This window comes from Sphingomonas sp. MMS24-J13 (genome assembly GCF_044905095.1).
Lineage (GTDB): Bacteria > Pseudomonadota > Alphaproteobacteria > Sphingomonadales > Sphingomonadaceae > Sphingomonas_I.
In genome coordinates this window covers 4,407,175-4,422,516 of the sequence record NZ_CP173258.1, presented here as the reverse complement: position 1 = coordinate 4,422,516, position 15,342 = coordinate 4,407,175, and the positions used below count along the sequence as shown (strand labels likewise).

21 protein-coding genes and 1 tRNA gene are annotated in these 15,342 nt (G+C 65.0%); 21 read left to right on the top strand and 1 reads right to left on the bottom strand.

Annotation, left to right across the window (positions count from 1 at the left end; all coding sequences use genetic code 11):
* Window positions 1-66: 66 nt before the first annotated feature.
* The 17 genes from AB4Z44_RS20590 to AB4Z44_RS20510 all read left to right on the top strand — a co-directional run bounded on the left by AB4Z44_RS20590 (window position 67) and on the right by AB4Z44_RS20510 (window position 10,489).
* Window positions 67-618: a hypothetical protein gene (locus AB4Z44_RS20590; RefSeq protein ID WP_404711514.1), complete on the top strand. Its 552-nt coding sequence runs from the start codon at window positions 67-69 to the stop codon at window positions 616-618.
* Entirely contained in the window at window positions 615-917 is a 303-nt protein-coding gene (locus AB4Z44_RS20585) for a hypothetical protein (RefSeq protein WP_404711513.1), read from the top strand. Before AB4Z44_RS20590 ends, AB4Z44_RS20585 begins: the two co-directional genes overlap by 4 nt.
* Window positions 914-1,834, top strand: coding sequence for a PRTRC system ParB family protein (locus tag AB4Z44_RS20580; protein ID WP_404711512.1), 921 nt, complete (start codon window positions 914-916; stop codon window positions 1,832-1,834). The genes AB4Z44_RS20585 and AB4Z44_RS20580 overlap by 4 nt, the downstream gene beginning before the upstream one ends.
* The gene (locus tag AB4Z44_RS20575) at window positions 1,831-2,214 is read left to right on the top strand and encodes a hypothetical protein (RefSeq protein ID WP_404711511.1); all 384 of its coding nucleotides are present in this window, start codon (window positions 1,831-1,833) and stop codon (window positions 2,212-2,214) included. The genes AB4Z44_RS20580 and AB4Z44_RS20575 overlap by 4 nt, the downstream gene beginning before the upstream one ends.
* Before the next feature lie 5 nt (window positions 2,215-2,219).
* On the top strand, window positions 2,220-2,648 hold the full coding sequence (locus tag AB4Z44_RS20570) for a PRTRC system protein E (RefSeq protein ID WP_404711510.1): 429 nt from the start codon (window positions 2,220-2,222) through the stop codon (window positions 2,646-2,648).
* Between the two features lie 34 nt (window positions 2,649-2,682).
* Window positions 2,683-2,889 (top strand): PRTRC system protein C, encoded by a 207-nt coding sequence (locus AB4Z44_RS20565; protein WP_404711509.1) that lies wholly within the window; start codon window positions 2,683-2,685, stop codon window positions 2,887-2,889.
* Window positions 2,890-3,048: 159 nt separating this feature from the next.
* A complete protein-coding gene (locus AB4Z44_RS20560; RefSeq protein WP_404711508.1) occupies window positions 3,049-4,098 on the top strand; it encodes a hypothetical protein in 1,050 nt (349 codons plus the stop codon).
* Window positions 4,095-4,889 carry a PRTRC system protein B gene (locus AB4Z44_RS20555; protein WP_404711507.1) on the top strand — a complete coding sequence of 265 codons (795 nt, stop codon included), beginning with the start codon at window positions 4,095-4,097 and terminating at the stop codon, window positions 4,887-4,889. The genes AB4Z44_RS20560 and AB4Z44_RS20555 overlap by 4 nt, the downstream gene beginning before the upstream one ends.
* Window positions 4,886-5,548: a PRTRC system protein A gene (locus tag AB4Z44_RS20550; RefSeq protein ID WP_404711506.1), complete on the top strand. Its 663-nt coding sequence runs from the start codon at window positions 4,886-4,888 to the stop codon at window positions 5,546-5,548. The genes AB4Z44_RS20555 and AB4Z44_RS20550 overlap by 4 nt, the downstream gene beginning before the upstream one ends.
* A complete protein-coding gene (locus tag AB4Z44_RS20545; protein ID WP_404711505.1) occupies window positions 5,538-6,329 on the top strand; it encodes a PRTRC system ThiF family protein in 792 nt (263 codons plus the stop codon). The genes AB4Z44_RS20550 and AB4Z44_RS20545 overlap by 11 nt, the downstream gene beginning before the upstream one ends.
* On the top strand, window positions 6,326-7,093 hold the full coding sequence (locus AB4Z44_RS20540) for a hypothetical protein (protein ID WP_404711504.1): 768 nt from the start codon (window positions 6,326-6,328) through the stop codon (window positions 7,091-7,093). Before AB4Z44_RS20545 ends, AB4Z44_RS20540 begins: the two co-directional genes overlap by 4 nt.
* Window positions 7,086-7,739, top strand: a complete 654-nt coding sequence (locus AB4Z44_RS20535; protein ID WP_404711503.1) for a hypothetical protein — start codon at window positions 7,086-7,088, stop codon at window positions 7,737-7,739. The genes AB4Z44_RS20540 and AB4Z44_RS20535 overlap by 8 nt, the downstream gene beginning before the upstream one ends.
* A gap of 32 nt (window positions 7,740-7,771) precedes the next feature.
* On the top strand, window positions 7,772-8,674 hold the full coding sequence (locus tag AB4Z44_RS20530; protein ID WP_404711502.1) for a TPM domain-containing protein: 903 nt from the start codon (window positions 7,772-7,774) through the stop codon (window positions 8,672-8,674).
* A gap of 74 nt (window positions 8,675-8,748) precedes the next feature.
* Window positions 8,749-9,498 (top strand): transcription termination/antitermination NusG family protein, encoded by a 750-nt coding sequence (locus AB4Z44_RS20525; RefSeq protein WP_404711501.1) that lies wholly within the window; start codon window positions 8,749-8,751, stop codon window positions 9,496-9,498.
* 103 nt (window positions 9,499-9,601) lie between these two features.
* Window positions 9,602-9,676, top strand: a tRNA-Thr gene (locus AB4Z44_RS20520).
* 17 nt (window positions 9,677-9,693) lie between these two features.
* The gene (locus AB4Z44_RS20515; protein ID WP_404711500.1) at window positions 9,694-9,945 is read left to right on the top strand and encodes a hypothetical protein; all 252 of its coding nucleotides are present in this window, start codon (window positions 9,694-9,696) and stop codon (window positions 9,943-9,945) included.
* 202 nt (window positions 9,946-10,147) lie between these two features.
* Window positions 10,148-10,489, top strand: a complete 342-nt coding sequence (locus AB4Z44_RS20510) for an HNH endonuclease (RefSeq protein WP_404711499.1) — start codon at window positions 10,148-10,150, stop codon at window positions 10,487-10,489.
* Here the strand turns inward: AB4Z44_RS20510 and AB4Z44_RS20505 are convergent, their stop codons facing one another.
* Complete coding sequence (locus tag AB4Z44_RS20505; protein WP_404711498.1) at window positions 10,490-10,681, bottom strand: YodC family protein; 192 nt, start codon at window positions 10,679-10,681, stop codon at window positions 10,490-10,492. It lies immediately after the preceding gene.
* 367 nt (window positions 10,682-11,048) lie between these two features.
* Between AB4Z44_RS20505 and AB4Z44_RS20500 the strand changes: the two genes are divergently transcribed.
* The 4 genes from AB4Z44_RS20500 to AB4Z44_RS20485 are packed head-to-tail and all read left to right on the top strand — an operon-like array spanning window position 11,049 to window position 15,324.
* Complete coding sequence (locus AB4Z44_RS20500; protein WP_404711497.1) at window positions 11,049-11,600, top strand: hypothetical protein; 552 nt, start codon at window positions 11,049-11,051, stop codon at window positions 11,598-11,600.
* On the top strand, window positions 11,601-13,316 hold the full coding sequence (locus AB4Z44_RS20495; RefSeq protein ID WP_404711496.1) for a terminase TerL endonuclease subunit: 1,716 nt from the start codon (window positions 11,601-11,603) through the stop codon (window positions 13,314-13,316).
* Window positions 13,313-14,665 (top strand): phage portal protein, encoded by a 1,353-nt coding sequence (locus AB4Z44_RS20490; RefSeq protein ID WP_404711495.1) that lies wholly within the window; start codon window positions 13,313-13,315, stop codon window positions 14,663-14,665. The genes AB4Z44_RS20495 and AB4Z44_RS20490 overlap by 4 nt, the downstream gene beginning before the upstream one ends.
* 2 nt (window positions 14,666-14,667) lie before the next feature.
* Entirely contained in the window at window positions 14,668-15,324 is a 657-nt protein-coding gene (locus AB4Z44_RS20485; RefSeq protein WP_404711494.1) for an HK97 family phage prohead protease, read from the top strand.
* Window positions 15,325-15,342 lie beyond the last annotated feature (18 nt).

The window sequence follows — 15,342 nt, the reverse complement described above, 5'->3', positions numbered from 1 at the left end:
CGTGCTCTCATCTTCGTCGATGACCCAGAGCAACAGCCTCGCCTGTATGCTTGCGGCAAATGCGGCATGGCCACCTCGCCCCGCCATTTCGGCGGCGGTGATGCTGGCCGCGCCGAAGCGCTTAGGCGCGCAGAGGCCTGTTGCGTCCCACCCCCGCTGCCGCCGGAGCGACGCTGCGAATGCGGGGAACTCCTCCGTTTCCTGAACCAGACCAAGTGCGGATCCTGCCAGGATGCCGACATCGTCGCGAAGGCGACGGTTGTCGATTACGATGGATCGCCTCTTTGCATCGTCGGCACCGACACCTTCTTCTACGACATCGAGAGCGCAGAAGAGACGCACGCTGGTCAATGGGCCCATCCGTGCGACAGCGAATTGCTGCACGTCGATCCGAAGCGCCTTGCTGACGCGCTTGTCGAGCGCGCGATCGAGGACATGTGCGAGGAAGCGTTCGAGGATGCCGAGGACCATGTGATTGGCGCCGAGGCCCTCGGTGAAGCGATCGAGGCCGCACTGATCGCCTTCAACAAGGCACAGACTGCATCCTCGTGGACGCCCGACGTCAGCAAGGTCGTTCAGCTCTCCTCGGCGCCGACCGAACCCGGCGCACAACTATGAGAGCGACCGACACGCCCGGCGTCATTGCAAACACGCTCCGGAAAAACGGAGCGGTTCGCGACGTCCGCCGCATGACAGGGCTGGAAAGTGCCGCAGGCCTGCTCGGCGGTCAAGCCGCGTTGGCGGCAGCGCTCGGCATCGATCCGCGGCTCCTGCGCTTCAAGATCTCTGCCGAGCGGCCGATCAGCGATGCCGATCTCCGGCTCGCGGTCACCGCGCTGAACGCCCGCGCCAGCAAAACGGTCGAACTGGCCGCGCGCCTGGCCGCCCTTATCCAAGAACAGGAGACATCCGCATGACGACGTCTGCGACCGAGCGGACCTTGCTCCCGCTTTCCCAAATCCGACCGGGAGACAATCCGCGCCGGTACTTCGACAAGGTGAAGCATGCCGAGTTGGTGACCTCGATCGGTCTCCGCGGGCTGCTGCAGCCGCTTCTGCTTCGCCCGGCGGCCGATTCCGAAGACCAGTTCGTCATCGTTGCTGGCGAGCGCCGGTACAAGGCCGCCCTCGAAGCCTTCGGGTCCGACGGTTCGGTGCCGGTCACCATCCGCGCGATGACCGATCAGGAGGCGCTCGAAGCCGCGATCGATGAGAACGACATCCGCGAGGACGCCTCGGAGACAGAGCAAGCCGACGCCGCGGTCCGCGTGCTGGCAGCATGCCATGGCGATCGCGCGGAAGCCGCCCGCCGCTTCGGCTGGTCACCGTCCAAGCTCGACCGCCGCATCGCGCTCGCTGGCCTATCGGAGCCGGTGAAGACCGCGCTCGACGAGCGGCGGATCAAGATCGGTCACGCCGAGCTGCTCGCGGTCGTGCCACCCGACAAGCAGGGCAAGGCGCTCGAGACGATCCTCAGCGCAGGCCTGGACGTGGCAAAGACCCGCGAGCTGCTCATGCGCGTCACGCAGAGCCTCGGCGCTGCCGTTTTCGACAAGACGGAATGCACCACCTGCCCGTTCAACTCGGCGTCGCAACGGGCCCTGTTCGAAACGCACGTCGACGACGGGCATTGCACCAACCCAGGCTGCTTTCAGCTGAAGACGGAGGCGGCGGACAAGGCACGCACGCACGCCGAGCCGGCGAGCCCCCCGCGACGGAAGCGGAAGCACCCGCCAACCCCGGCTCACCCGAGCCAGCTGATAACGCGGCGCCTGCCAAGGCGGCTGCCAAGCCGGCACCGAGCGCCCCGGCAGCTGCACCGAAGGCCAAGGTGACCTCGGCATCGGTCGCCAAGCATGTCGTCGACTTGCGCGAAGCTGCATGGCGCACCGCGCTCGTGAAGGCGGTCGAGGGGGATCCCGAAATAGCGAGCGCCTTCGACGCTGTCCTTCGCAGCACGTGGCGGGTCGATCGCGCCTTTCTGTCCCGGTTCAGCAAGGACGAGTTGAAGTTCATCGCCCACGAATGCGGCCTGGTCGCGCACATGGGCGAGAAAGCGTTCGCGAAGCTGCTGGCCTCCCCGAACGACAAGATCGTCGCCGGCATGCTGAACGCGACCGGCTTCAATTGGGCCGGGCGCCTGCCGAGCTCGATGACGATTGACGGCAAATACAGCCCGCCGCCGGCGGCTGCCCCTCGCGCTTACAAGGATTGATCCGCATGCTGATCACCAGCCTCCTGCCGCTGCTCTCGCGCTATTCGCTGGGCTTCGATCTCGTCGCCGGGCCCGACGATACGGTCACTCTCACCGTCATCCCGCGCAAGGCCGCCGGCGCCAAGCAGGCCCCCGAGGCCAGCGAGGTCCGGCCAATATCGATCACTGCCGCCGCCGGCGAAATCGACGCCGAACTCGCCAAGGGTGAGGAGGGCGCGCTCGGCCAGCTGATCGTCGCGCGAAAGTCCCTCAGTGACCAGCTCGCGGAGCAGCGCGCGGCAGCGGAGGCGGCGAAAACGGCAGCAGCTTCGAAGGCGAAGCCAGCCGCGGCGCCTGCGAAGGCGGCGACTCCGGCACCCGCAGCCCAGCCCGCGCCAGCAGCGGCCCCAACACCGGTACCGGCCAAGCCGGGCGAGCCTGCCAGCCTCTGGTGATCGCCGCCCCCCAACCCTCAGTCGAGAAGCCAAAATGCAGATCAACCAACTGACCCGCGTCTATCGCTACGACGGCATCGACCTGCCGGTACCGCCGCATCTTGCCGACGATCCGCAGGGGCTGCGCTCCTATCACGCGACGCTCTACCCGGCGATCCTCAACGCCGAGCTCGTCGATGCCGGCGTCTCCGGCGCGGTCCACGTCACCGAATACCGGCGCGCCGTCGGGACAAAGGGCTGACTGTGGCGCGCCGCGCCGCCGCGGCGATCCCCGCCGCCCCCCGCATGACGCTCCTCGAATGGATCGAGCAAGAAGATGATAGCGACACACCCCGTTCCAACCAGCCGGCCTGCAGCACCAAGGACCAGGCGCTCCACGCCCGCGTCGCCAGTGCGCCGGATGAGCTTGCCGACGCTCGGCGAGAACCGCTTCACCCGCCCCGCGGTCTCCACCTCGCGCCCCTCGGCTAATCTCGCAGGGCGCGCCGTCCGGCTGTCATTGGATGTGCCCGTCGCGTTCGACGGCCCGCTCGCACAGCATCACAAGACGATCGGGCGATGGGCCGCGGCGCGCGAGGCGGCGGCGCAACAGTACAGTCGGGTTGACGCCCGCCGGCATATCGAACGCACGTTTCAGGCAGCGGTGCTCGAGATCCTGGAGCCAATCAAACTCGCGGACCTGCGCGTCGTTGTGCTGGTCGGGGATAGCGCGCTACCGCCGGCGCTGGCGGTTATCTGCGATAGCGTCGGGGCGCTGGATCTCGAGTGGATCGAGAAGAGCAACGTCCTCTCCCAAGCGCTCGCGGGTCCGATCGCGCCGGTGGGATGGCAGGCGGCAGCCTATAAGGCATTGACCGAAGCGCTGCCCGCCGTTCTCCCGATTTTCGGTTTCGAGCATCTCTTCGAAGAGCTCTCCGCCTATTATTGGGAGGGCGAAACCGACGACGTGGGCGCCACAAGGGCCCTCATCGAGTGGCAGGGCCAAGACCCCAATGAGATCGATGAAGAGATGCTGCCATCGGCAGTGAAGGCGCGATGCCCGGCCTGGATGCATGCGGACAACGCCGCCCCCCTGAAGCATCTTCCCAAGGGCCTTTGCGCGCGGATCCGCAGGCTCCGCGCGGCACACAAAGCGGTCAAGGATGCCGGGTCGGACGGCGGCGCCTGGCATTTCGATTTCCATGTCATCTGCGAATACGTTTCCGATTACGAGGACAGCTCGACCCTACCGCCGATGACGCTCGTCCCGTTCGAGCAGTTCGCACGCGAGCTCGACGATGTCGGCCGAATCGGGATGGAGACGCGGTTCATGGACTGCGCGGGACTGTGCATGCTTTCCGACGTCGATCGGATCGATGCTTGGTTCGCCTCGCTGCGTCTCGGAGCAGAGCTGCTGCTCGCTGCGCAAGACCTTATCGAAACTGACCCGGCTACGGAGTGCGCGCGATGACCGCACATGCCACGCAGTTTGAGGGCACGGCCAGCGACATGGTCCTGACCAATGCGATCCTGCTCTATCGAGCCGCGCACGGAGGCCATGGCCAGCAGGTGGCGGCGGGCACGGCGTTCGCCAGCATCCACAAAGTCGAGCATAACGCCAGCCAGCCGACGATCGCCGCCGGCGAACCGCTGACGCGCGCGCATCTGCGCCAATGGACAGAGGCACTGGGGCGGAACGTCGCACCGGAAATCCTCCCTGACAACGTGCTCGTCTCCCACCCCGACATGCTCGCATGGTGGGTGCCGGAGAAGGTCAGAGCTTCGTATTTCGCGCTGACGAACCCGCCCCCCAAGCTCAAGGCGCTCAGCCAACGGACCACGCTGGCGCTGCCCTATCCCGCTCACCTGTTCGTCGCGACGCGGCGGGGGCTGGGCGTCTATGCATTGCGGGAGAACCGGCGCCCGATCGCCACGACACCGCTTCTGCACTCGCCGGTACTTAACGTCTTCCTCAGAGGCTCGCTGTGCTGGGGCAACATTCCCCAGCCGAAGACGCTCGCCGTCTCCGCCATGGCTGAATACGAGCGTGCGGTCTTCGATAGCTGGTCGACCCATCCGAACCCGGGCCAGGAATTGACCGTCACTGGCAAGGGCGGCTTGGTGCGGCTATGGGACGACCTCGCGGCGAAGCGGGCAAAGCGGTTCCCTGTCGACCGCCTCAAGCCATTCGATCCCAGCCCTCGCCGCGACGCCACCGAGCCTTTCACTCTCGGTAAGATCGTCGGGAGGGCTGCACGATGACCTCGGCGCTCGCCAATGACCAGACAGCCGCGGCGGTCCTCGAAACGATGCCCTGCTATCCGGTCCCACCGATCGGAACGTCGCCCGCTATCGACGCACTGCGCGCTATGCGGGCCGGCCATGGCCTCGCAATAGGCCGCGACAGTGTGATGCTCATCCTGCGCCGGCCGTGGCTCGCGCTCGACGTGCCTATCACCTCGCCGATCGAGGCTTACCTGCCTTACGGCAAAGCCGGGGAGCCCAAAGCTGATCTGCGTTGCGGGCTTATACCGCCCCAGCTGCTGCGCCAAATCCTGGATCATTTCCGCGCCGCCCTTCCGAACGAGGCTGCCGCGTTCGTGGTCTGGTGCGAAGAGACCGGTGAGTTCGCGGTGGAAATCCCGGCCATCGATGCCGCCACGCCGTCGCGCCTGGTCTATCGCACACCGGCACTGCCGCACGGCTGGCACATGATCTGCGACATCCACAGTCATGGCGCCGGCCCGGCCTTCTTCAGCGCCACCGACGATGCGGACGACGCGCACTCGACGAAGATTGCCCTTGTCTTCGGTCGGATCGGCCAAGTCGACGGTCCCACCCTGACATCGCGCCTTTGCGCCGCCGGCATGTTCTTGCCGCTGCCGCGCATTCCGTTCGGCGGAGATCACGATGAAGCCTGATGTAGAAAACCGTCACTACCTCCGCCGCGGCCTCGACGATCGCGCCATCAAGATCCTGCTGGTGGGTTGCGGCGGCAACGGCGGGCAGATGCTGATGGGCCTCGCCTCACTCGACACCGCCTTGCGCGAGATCTCGTCGCGCTCGCTGCATGTGACGGTCGTCGACGACGATACCGTCAGCGAAGCGAATCTCGGCCGCCAGCCCTTCTATAGATGCGACCTGGGCAACTCGAAGGCCCATACCCTGACGGAGAGGGTCAACCTCGCGCACGGCCTGAACTGGACGGCAATCCACGGCCGCGCGCCCAAAGCGATCGGCCTGTCGGGCATCGATATCCTTATCACCTGCGTCGACACGGCTGCGGCGCGGCGGTCGCTCGGCGCCGAACTGGCCGACAATAAGCCAGCACCGGCCTACTGGTTGGATCTCGGCAACCGCGCGACCGACGGGCAATTCCTGATCGGCTGCCCGGTCGCGTCGTTCGGCAAGAGCGATCAGCGGCTGCCGACGGTCTTGGAATATTTTCCGGAATTATCGGACGAGACATTGGTCGAGGACGACGCTCCGTCCTGCTCGGTCGCCGAGGCGCTCCAGCGCCAATCGCTTTTCGTGAACCGCGTGGTCGCGAGCCACGCCCTTGCCTTGCTGTTCGATCTGCTCGGCCGCGGCTCCATCGGTCACGCCGGCGGCTTCGTAAATCTGGCGTGCGGACAGGTTGTCCCGATCGCGCTGCCGAAACCGGCTGCGGCGATCGCTCAGCCGTCAAAGGGAGAACAATGAGTAAGCGCCCGGCATTTCAATTCTACCCGTCCGACTGGCGCAACGATGCCGGCCTGCGGCTTTGCTCGATGGGTGCTCGCGGCCTCTGGATGGAGATGATGTGCCTCATGCACGACGGCTCGCCCTACGGGCACCTGACCGTTCTTGGGCGGCCGATGACACCGGATTCGCTGGCACGCCTGACCGGCGAGGGACCGGCCGCGATCAAGCGCTGGCTCGGCGAGCTGGAGGCGAACGACGTCTGCTCGCGCAATGACGAAGGGGTGATCTTCAGCCGCCGGATGGTCCGCGACGAGCAAATTCGAGACGCTCGGGCCGCTGGCGGCATCGCTGGTGCCGAACACGGCAGCAAGGGGGCTTCTCACGGAGCAAAAGGGGGGCGTCCTCGCAAAGAAAAACCCCCCTTGGGCGGCGAGGAAAGGGGGGTTTCAAAACCCTCCCCTTCATCTTCATCTTCTTCTCCGTCTCCATCTCCAGATAATTCCGATGCTGACGCATCGGGCGGCGCCGCGCCGCCGGACCCGGAAAAGGTGATGTGGGATGCCGGCAAGCGCCTGCTGGCTGATGCCGGCATCGAGGCAGGCAAAGCTGGCCAGATGCTGGGCAAGTGGCGGCGGGACTTCGGCGCTGAGGCATTGATCGTCGCTCTTGGCCGGGCCCAGCGCGAGGGCGCGATCGATCCAATCTCATTCATCACCAAAGCGTTGGAGGCAAACCGTGCAAATGGAACTGGTGGCAGGCCCAGCGGGTGGCTCGATGCGTGATGCAGCGCGCCTCGCGCTCTCATTCGAATGGACCTTGGCCGGCGCACTGGATTCGCTGGCGGGCGAAGATCTGGGCGCGACGATTACGGCCTACGAGGCCAGTCTTGCACCGCTGAACGAGATCGAGCGGCTGGAGCGCGATGAGAACGGGCATTTCGGCCGATGGATGACCGAATTGCGGACTTGGCTGAAGCCGATCGGCATGAAGATTTCGCCGACGATGTCGCCCGAGCAATGCTCGGCATGGCTGACGGCCGTTGCGATCGCTCTGTCGGACCTTCCCCCGAAGGTAGCCACGCAAGCGGCCCGCGCCGCAATCCACATCCCGATGTCGTTTATGAACGAGGTCGACGGCCATGTGCGCGCCGAGGCGATCAAGATCATGGGCCGGCACAAGACGGCGCTGCGCCGCCTCCACGCGATGCAGGCGGAAATCCTGCGCGCCGCCAATCCGCAGCCAGCCTTGTCGGCGCCCGATCCCTTCGAGCGATACACGGCGGAGGAAATCCGTCGGATGTCGCCGCACATCCGAAGCATCGGCCTAACCTGCGGTGCCCTCACCCAGGCCGAGATCGACGAAGCCGATGCGGGAGATTCCGCCGGCCTTCACCCCACCCTCTTCCCGGAAACCGAGAGGCAATCCTGATGAGATCAATCATTCTCGCCTTCGCGGCATTGGTGGCCGCGACGGCATCGGCGAACACATTCACATTCCCTGATCGCGGGCGCGCCGGCGTCATCGATGCCGCTCATGTCTTGCCGCCATCCGATCTGGAGGCACTGAATCGCGAGATCGTCGACTGGGATCGATCCACGGGCCACCAACTGGTCGTCGCGACCGTGCCCGACCTGCAGGGCGGCGACATCAAGGATTATGGCTATCAGCTCGGCCGTGCCTGGGCACTCGGCGACAAGCAGCGGAACGACGGCGCAATCCTGCTGCTCGCCATGAAGGAGCACAAGGTTCGGATCGAGGTAGGGTACGGGCTCGAGCCGGTGCTCACCGATGCGCTGACCAGCGTCATTCTGCACGATCGGGTTGTGCCGCACCTGCGCGAAGGCGACGCGCCAGCCGCGCTGAAGGACGGCGCTGAGGCTATCATGCAGGCGGCCACGCCCGCGCCAGCCGATGCGCCACAGGCCATCGTTGCTCCGACCGAGCAAGGGTTCGCAGGATGGTGGTGGGCAATCTCGGCGATCGCCGGGCTGTTCGCCGCGCTCGGCGTGTGGGTCTGGTACTGGATCTCCCGGGAAAAGCGCAGGGTGCACGAGCAGATCCGCAGGAATTGTGTGGAAGCCGCGCAGCTAACGCGCGCCGCAGACGCGCAGCGGTTCACCTTGGGCGCAAGCCGCGCGCCGCGGCGGCGCACGGCTCAGTCGGCGTACACGCCCTCACCATCTCCGCCACCTTCTCCGCCGCCGAGCTACGACAGCGGCTACCGCTCAAGCCCATCGGAAAGCAGTTCATCTTCATCATGGTCTAGCCCGAGTTACGGATCGAGCGACAGCAGTTCGTCCAGCTCAGGCTTCGACAGTGGCGGCGGATCGTTCGGCGGAGGTGGATCGGACAGCAGTTGGTGACTGGAATGGCTCGGGAAAGCGCATGATTTCCAGCGCTGTTTTCTTTACGTTCCGGGGCAAGAGCGGGGCTAACGGTGGGCGAACAGACTGAGGCAGCAAAAATCCGGGAGCGCATTGCGCGGCAGAAGCTGGCGCGCGTGCGGGCACTCCGTGCGACGAAGGCGCAGGCGAGCTTGGCAGCTGCTCACGCCGCCAAGCCAGTTGAGCGGTTCCACCAGCGCATGGCCCGGCTGAAGACTGCAGCCAAGCATCATCATCCCGCACCGGTGGGCCGCTGGTGCATCCTGCGCACCTCACGGGCGAGGACGCTTCCGCTGGCGGAATCTCTCGTACAAGCCGGCTTTGACGCCTGGACGCCGGTAGAAGAGGCTGAGCGCCGCTCTGGGCGATCACGCGCCCGAGAGTATGTCGATGCCCCAATGATGCCCGGCTTCGTCTTTGCCCGGGAGGAGCACATCCGTGAGCTGCTCGGCATAATCGGCATGCATTCCAGCCCTCACCCCAGCTTCTCCATATTCGTTCATGCCGGTCGTGCGCCGCTGATTGGCGACAGGAGCATGGATGAACTGCGCCGCCTTGAGACGCTCGCCATTCGCAAGCTGGAGGATCGCGCGAAGGCCCGAAACTCACGCGTGCGCCGCGACTTGGCGATCGGCAGCACCGTCAAGGTCAAGGAGGACGGCAACTTCTTGGGCATGGTGGGCGTGGTCGAAGCGTGCGACGGGCGGTCGGCCATGATCAATTTCGGCGGCAAGCAGTCCTTCAAGATCGATACTTGGCGGCTGCTCGAAGATGCGTTACTGACGGTGTCCGAAGCCGCATAGGCGAGCCGACAGGATCGGCTTTGGCGATCGCGCTGGCAGGGCCACCGTCGTCATCAACCCACCCGAGTGTTCGCGGTGGGTGTTAAAGATCTGCCCAACATTCGCCGAGATAGCTCAGTGGTAGAGCTGCCCACTCGTAATGGGCGGGTCGCCGGTTCGATCCCGGCTCTTGGCTCCAGCCCTCGGAGGCGCCTTATGGCCAAAGCCTCCGCGCACTTCGAGATCGTCAACGCGAAGGGCAAGACCGCCGCGCCGTTCAAGTTCACGGACGAGGACGCGGCGCAGGATCACCGCCGCGCGCTGGGCGATGAGAGCCTGGCTGTCGCCCGGGTGAAAGAGCGCGTGGTTCGTACCGTCACCGTTCTGCCCAATGAGCCCGAGCCTAAAAAGCGGATCAGGTCGCGCCCTATTCGGGTGTGGGTGAACGGGCCGCCCGCTGCACGATAGGTATTCGGAGGCGCCGTGCCCAAGGTCGACCCCTCAGAGCGAATGGAGCAGCTCGCTGGCGACGCTCACGCGCTCGCCTTTGATATGCGCGAGCCGCGACGTTCAGTTGCCGAAGCCGATCGCATCATAGCGGAAGTCGAGCGGATATCTGCCGAGATGCGGCAGCTGGTGCTAGGCCGATAAGGTGGGCCGGCTCAGGTGCATGCCGCCTCGCCTCGGGAGCGCGCCGCCACGTTTGGCGGTGGCGCCCGTAGATGCGCCCGGCAAGGATCAGGAGCGCAACCGCTTCCACCCGTATCGCGCCTGGTACAAGCTGAAGGAATGGCGCGATCTGCGCTGGGCCACGTTGGTCCGTGACATGTTCACCTGCCAGATGTGCGGCAAGGTCGAGGGCGACACGTCGAAGCTGGTTGCCGACCATGACAAGCCCCACCGCGGCGATCGCGCGCTCTTCTTCGATCCGAACAACCTGAAGACGCTCTGCGCGTCGCCCTGCCACTCCAAGCATAAGCAGGCGATGGAACAGGCGGGAGAGTTTCGCTGATCATTCGATGATGTCGACGGCCTCAAAGGGGAAATCCCCCTTTTGCAGCTTCATTTTGTCATCGAACCATTGACACCACACGCGGTCGTGCGGCGCGTTCTCGGCGTAACTGTCCGTGCCAACGTCGGTCACGGTCATGTTGGGTCCGCCCGACTTCAAGCGAACTTTCAAGCCCTTTGTGAAATCAGTCATCTTCCCTCCCAGAGGCGTTTATGCAGCGCAAAGCTTCCTTTAGGTCCACCGACCTCGAGATCGTCGAAGCGGCGACTCATGAGCCCGTCGTGCTGGGCGACTTTGTCCGGCTGGCGAGCGGGAGTCCACAGGGCCTCGTTATCGCAGTTCGATCCGATATGGCGACGGTCGTTTGGCTGACGGCGACACCGCTGCGAAGCCAATTGCCGGCCGTGTGCCTTCGCCCAAACGCCGTTCGGACCTGCTGAGGGGGGGCGGGTCAAAAGTCCAGCGACCGCCGACCCCCTGGACCGCCTCTCGCCCCACGTAGAGATTATTTTCCGGTGGACGGATCGAGGTGCGAACTTTGGCCCGAAAGTGAGATTTGATGGCCAAGCCCAAGACAACTGCCGAGTGGCAGCGGATCGAGATCGAATATTGCGGCGGCGAAGATTCGATTAGGGAAATAGCTGACCGGCACGAGATTTCGGACACGGCTATTCGTAAGCGCGCAAAGGCTGAAGGCTGGACGAGGCCAGTTCGCACCGCGAACCGGCGCGAACTGGACCGGTCGCCGCCGCCGCCGGCACCGTCGGACCCTGAGAAGCCGCTCGACGCGGCTGAGATCGCCGAGGGCGGTCGAGCCTTGGTTGCCCGGATGCTGGACGAGCTGGACGTTACCACCAGTCGCCGCGGCGAACTGGAGGACATGATCGTCGCGGCGACCGAGGGCGACGAGGATGATGACCGCCGGGACGCTATGGCGCGGGCGATCAGCCTGCCCAGCCGAGCGAACACGCTCAAGACGATCGCGCTGGCATTCAAGACTCTGAATGAGGCAGCGGCGCCGCAGGGGAAGAAGGCGCAGCAGCAGGACAAGGCGAAAGCGGTCGCCAACCGGTTTGCCGGGGTGGGACCGCCCAAGCTGAAGGTGGTGTAATTGCCCGTCTGGACGACGGCTTGCCCGGATTGGCGCGACCGCATCCGCGACCGCCGATCGCTGATCCCGTTCTCGCCGCTGTTCCCCGAGGTGGCCGAGGCCAAGATGGCCCTGTTCACCTCGCTGCGGCTGATGGACGTGACCGGCCAGCCGACGATCGGCGAGGCTTGCGATACCTGGCTGCTCGACTACGCCGCAGCGATCTTCGGCGCTTACGATCCTGATCTGGGTGAGCAACTCATCAAGGAATTGATGCTGCTCGTCAGCAAAAAGAACACGAAGTCGACGATTGCGGCCGGCATCATGGTCACCGAACTGGCGCTTGGCTGGCGGCACGATGACGAAAACCTGATCCTCGCGCCGACCAAGGAGGTGGCGGACAACTCGTTTAAGCCGGCTGCGGCGATGATCCGTGCTGACGAGGAGCTGAGCGACCTCCTCCACATTCAGTCGCACATGAAGCTCATCACAAATCGGGTGACGCAAGCGACCCTGAAGGTGGTGGCGGCCGACAGCAACACCGTCTCAGGCAAGAAGGCCAGTCGGGTGCTGGTCGATGAGCTTTGGTTGTTCGGCAAGGTCGCCACGGCCGAGGCGATGTTTCAGGAGGCAACGGGCGGTCAGGTGTCGCGGCCAGAGGGCTATACCCTCTGGTTGACGACGCAATCTGATGCGCCGCCGCAGGGCGTGTTCAAGGAGAAGCTCGCCGAATATCGCCAGATCCGCGACGGCGAAATCGAAGCGCCCACCAAGTTGCCGGTCCTGTACGAACATCCGGCAGAGATGATCGCCTCCGGCGAACACCTCGTTCCCGCCAACTTCTATGTCACGAACCCGAACCTCGGCCGATCGGTAAGCCAGCAATGGCTTGAGACGAAGTTCGCCGAGGCGATGCGCGCCGATATGGCGAAGCGGCAGGTCTTCTTTGCCAAGCACCTGAACGTCGAGATGGGCGTCGGCCTGCTCCATGATGCGTGGGCCGGGGCGAAGTATTGGGAGCAGGCAAAGGCGCCGCCCGAGATTTGGGACGGCACGCTCGAACACTTCCTTCAGATCGTCGAGGTTGCTGTCGCCGGTGTCGACGGCGGCGGCCTGGACGATCTTCTCGGCCTGACCCTGCTCGGCAGGCTGAAGGCCGATCCTACCATCTGGCTAAGCTGGTCGCATGCGTGGGCTCACCTCGATGTCTGGGAGCGGCGCGAGGGAATCGTCAGCGCGCTCGAAGGCTTCATCCGCGACGAAGATCTGACAAAGTGCGAGGATCTCGAACACCCGACCGCTGACATCGATGGGCTGGTCGAAATTCTCGGCCGCGTTCTCGATCTGGGGCTGTTCCCCGAGGAATATGCGATCGGGCTCGACCCCCAAGGGGTCGCCGCCATTATCGACGCGCTGGTGGCGCGGGGCTTCACCGAGAAGCACCTGAACGCGGTGGCGCAGGGCTTCCGCCTCAACAGCGCAGTGCTGGGCAGCGAGCGCAAGCTGAAGGCGCGCACCCTGCTGCACGCTGGCCAGTCATTGATGGCTTGGTGCGTCGGCAACGCGAAGACCGAGAAAAGGGGAAATGCCGTGCTGATCACGAAGCAGATCTCCGGAAGTGCCAAGATCGATCCGCTGGTGGCGCTGTTCGACGCGGTCATGCTGATGAGCCGCAATCCGGTCGCAGCCGGCGGCAATATCGATGACTATCTCCGTGCCGGGCTCATGCACGCATGAGCGTCGTCAGCGTCATCACCGGCTGGATCACCGGCTCGACGTCGTACTCCCCGGCCAAAATGGACGGTCCGAAAAGCATCGCCTGGGGCGATGGCAATACTTACGCGCGCAAGCGGGTCACACCCGAGAGCGCGCTCAGCCTGTCCACTGCCTGGGCCTGCACCCGTCTCAATTCACGCACCGTCGGGGCACTCCCGCGCAAGCTGATGCGGCGATCGGCGGGCGGTGAACAGCAGCCGGCGGAAGATCACCCGCTCTCCCTCCTGCTGGACAACCCGAACCCCGATCAGACGGCGATGGAGTTCTGGGAGGGGCAGGCAGTCGCGCTCAATCTACGGGGCAACGCTTACGCCCGCATCGGGCGCCGAGGCGACGGGCAGCCCGTCGCTCTCTGGCCGATGCCACCCGACGTAACGAGGGTCTACCGTACCGACGCGGGCGAGCGTCGGTATATGCATTGGAATGGCGGCAGCACCGAGGACCTCCCCGAAAGTGAGGTTTTTCACCTCCGCGGCTTCGGCGCGGGCGGCGACATGGGCTTGTCCCCGATCTCGTTCGGTCGCCAGACGATAGCGACCGCGCTTGCGATGGAGGAGGTTGCCGGCGGTACGTTCGGCAACGGCCTTCAGCTTTCCGGCTTCGTCGAGGATCAGCCGGGCGCGCGCACGACGCAAACGCAGCGGGAAGATTTGGTAGCGCTGTTCCAGAAGTTCGCCGGCTCGGGTCAGACGGGCAAAGTGATGCCGCTGCCGCCAGGCATGGCGTTCAAGGCGCTCGGGCTCAGCCCGGAAGACGCGCAGCTGCTCGAATCGCGCCGCTTCTCGGTCGAAGAGATTTGCCGCTGGTTCGGTACGTTCCCGATTCTGATCGGGCACGCGTCCCAAGGCCAAACGATGTGGGGTACCGGTATCGAGCAGATCATGCTCGCATGGCTGACCTTAGGCCTCGGCACCGAACTGGAGCGGATCGAGCAGGCGTTCCAGAAGCAGTTGCTGCTGCCGAAGGACCGCGGGCTCTACAAAGTCGAGACGAGTGTCGAGGGGCTCCTGCGGGCCGACAGCGCTGGCCGCGCCGCCCTCTATTCCGCGCTCGGTCAAAATGGCGTGATGAAGCGCAACGAGATGCGCGCGAAGGAAAACCTGCCGCGCGATGCGAGCCCAGGCGCCGACAAACTCACCGTGCAATCGAACCTGATCTCGCTCGATCAGCTCGGTGCCGCGCCGCCGGCCGCGGATCAGGCCCGCTCGGCACTCATGAACCTGCTCTTTGGTGGCGACATCGACGCGATGATCGATGCCCGCGTGAAATCGCTCATCGGCCACAATGGTGGCCCGCGGCTGGAGGATTGACTATGCTCATGTTCAAGGCCGCCCCCGGCCTGCTGACCAAAAACAGCGACATCGCGCTGGATGTGAAGGCACTCAACGATGACGGATCGTTCGAGGGCTACGGCTCGGTCTTCAAGAATGTCGACAGCTATGGCGAGGTCGTCGAACCCGGCGCGTTCACTGCTTCGCTGGTCGGCGCCCGTCAAAAGGGACGCTCGGTCAAAATGCTCTGGCAGCATGATCCGTCCCAGCCGATCGGCGTCTGGGACGATTTGTCCGAGGACAGCAAGGGTCTCTACGTCAAGGGCCACCTGCTGAAGGATAGCGTCCCGCAGGCTGCTGCTGCTTATGGCCTGCTCAAGGCCGGCGCGCTCGACGGCCTGTCGATCGGCTATCGTGTCGTTGAGGCGGCGCCGCATCCCGACAAATCGGGCGTACTGTCGCTCAAGAAGCTCGATCTCAAGGAGGTCAGCATCGTGACGTTCGCTGCGAATGATCGCGCGCGCGTCGACACCGTCAAGAGTTTCGTTGCGGCCGGCACCATGCCGACCGTGCGCGAGTTCGAGGAGATCCTGCGGGATGCAGGATTCTCGAAGTCAAAGGCTGCGGCGATCGCCGTTGCAGCCAAGCCGCATCTTCGGGGGAGCCCGAGGAGAAGGCCGAAGCCGATGCCCTGCTGAAGGCGATCAGCGCTGCCC

What these genes read in the sequence shown, in the direction of transcription:
- AB4Z44_RS20515 (WP_404711500.1), top strand. Translation starts at nt 9,694, where the DNA reads ATGGCCAAAGCCTCCGCGCACTTCGAGATCGTCAACGCGAAGGGCAAG.
- AB4Z44_RS20485 (WP_404711494.1), top strand. Translation starts at nt 14,668, where the DNA reads ATGCTCATGTTCAAGGCCGCCCCCGGCCTGCTGACCAAAAACAGCGAC.
- AB4Z44_RS20540 (WP_404711504.1), top strand. Translation starts at nt 6,326, where the DNA reads ATGAGTAAGCGCCCGGCATTTCAATTCTACCCGTCCGACTGGCGCAAC.
- AB4Z44_RS20555 (WP_404711507.1), top strand. Translation starts at nt 4,095, where the DNA reads ATGACCGCACATGCCACGCAGTTTGAGGGCACGGCCAGCGACATGGTC.
- AB4Z44_RS20550 (WP_404711506.1), top strand. Translation starts at nt 4,886, where the DNA reads ATGACCTCGGCGCTCGCCAATGACCAGACAGCCGCGGCGGTCCTCGAA.
- AB4Z44_RS20500 (WP_404711497.1), top strand. Translation starts at nt 11,049, where the DNA reads ATGGCCAAGCCCAAGACAACTGCCGAGTGGCAGCGGATCGAGATCGAA.
- AB4Z44_RS20565 (WP_404711509.1), top strand. Translation starts at nt 2,683, where the DNA reads ATGCAGATCAACCAACTGACCCGCGTCTATCGCTACGACGGCATCGAC.
- AB4Z44_RS20505 (WP_404711498.1), bottom strand. Translation starts at nt 10,681, where the DNA reads ATGACTGATTTCACAAAGGGCTTGAAAGTTCGCTTGAAGTCGGGCGGA.
- AB4Z44_RS20570 (WP_404711510.1), top strand. Translation starts at nt 2,220, where the DNA reads ATGCTGATCACCAGCCTCCTGCCGCTGCTCTCGCGCTATTCGCTGGGC.
- AB4Z44_RS20535 (WP_404711503.1), top strand. Translation starts at nt 7,086, where the DNA reads ATGCGTGATGCAGCGCGCCTCGCGCTCTCATTCGAATGGACCTTGGCC.
- AB4Z44_RS20510 (WP_404711499.1), top strand. Translation starts at nt 10,148, where the DNA reads ATGCCGCCTCGCCTCGGGAGCGCGCCGCCACGTTTGGCGGTGGCGCCC.
- AB4Z44_RS20585 (WP_404711513.1), top strand. Translation starts at nt 615, where the DNA reads ATGAGAGCGACCGACACGCCCGGCGTCATTGCAAACACGCTCCGGAAA.
- AB4Z44_RS20490 (WP_404711495.1), top strand. Translation starts at nt 13,313, where the DNA reads ATGAGCGTCGTCAGCGTCATCACCGGCTGGATCACCGGCTCGACGTCG.
- AB4Z44_RS20580 (WP_404711512.1), top strand. Translation starts at nt 914, where the DNA reads ATGACGACGTCTGCGACCGAGCGGACCTTGCTCCCGCTTTCCCAAATC.
- AB4Z44_RS20545 (WP_404711505.1), top strand. Translation starts at nt 5,538, where the DNA reads ATGAAGCCTGATGTAGAAAACCGTCACTACCTCCGCCGCGGCCTCGAC.
- AB4Z44_RS20560 (WP_404711508.1), top strand. Translation starts at nt 3,049, where the DNA reads ATGAGCTTGCCGACGCTCGGCGAGAACCGCTTCACCCGCCCCGCGGTC.
- AB4Z44_RS20590 (WP_404711514.1), top strand. Translation starts at nt 67, where the DNA reads ATGGCCACCTCGCCCCGCCATTTCGGCGGCGGTGATGCTGGCCGCGCC.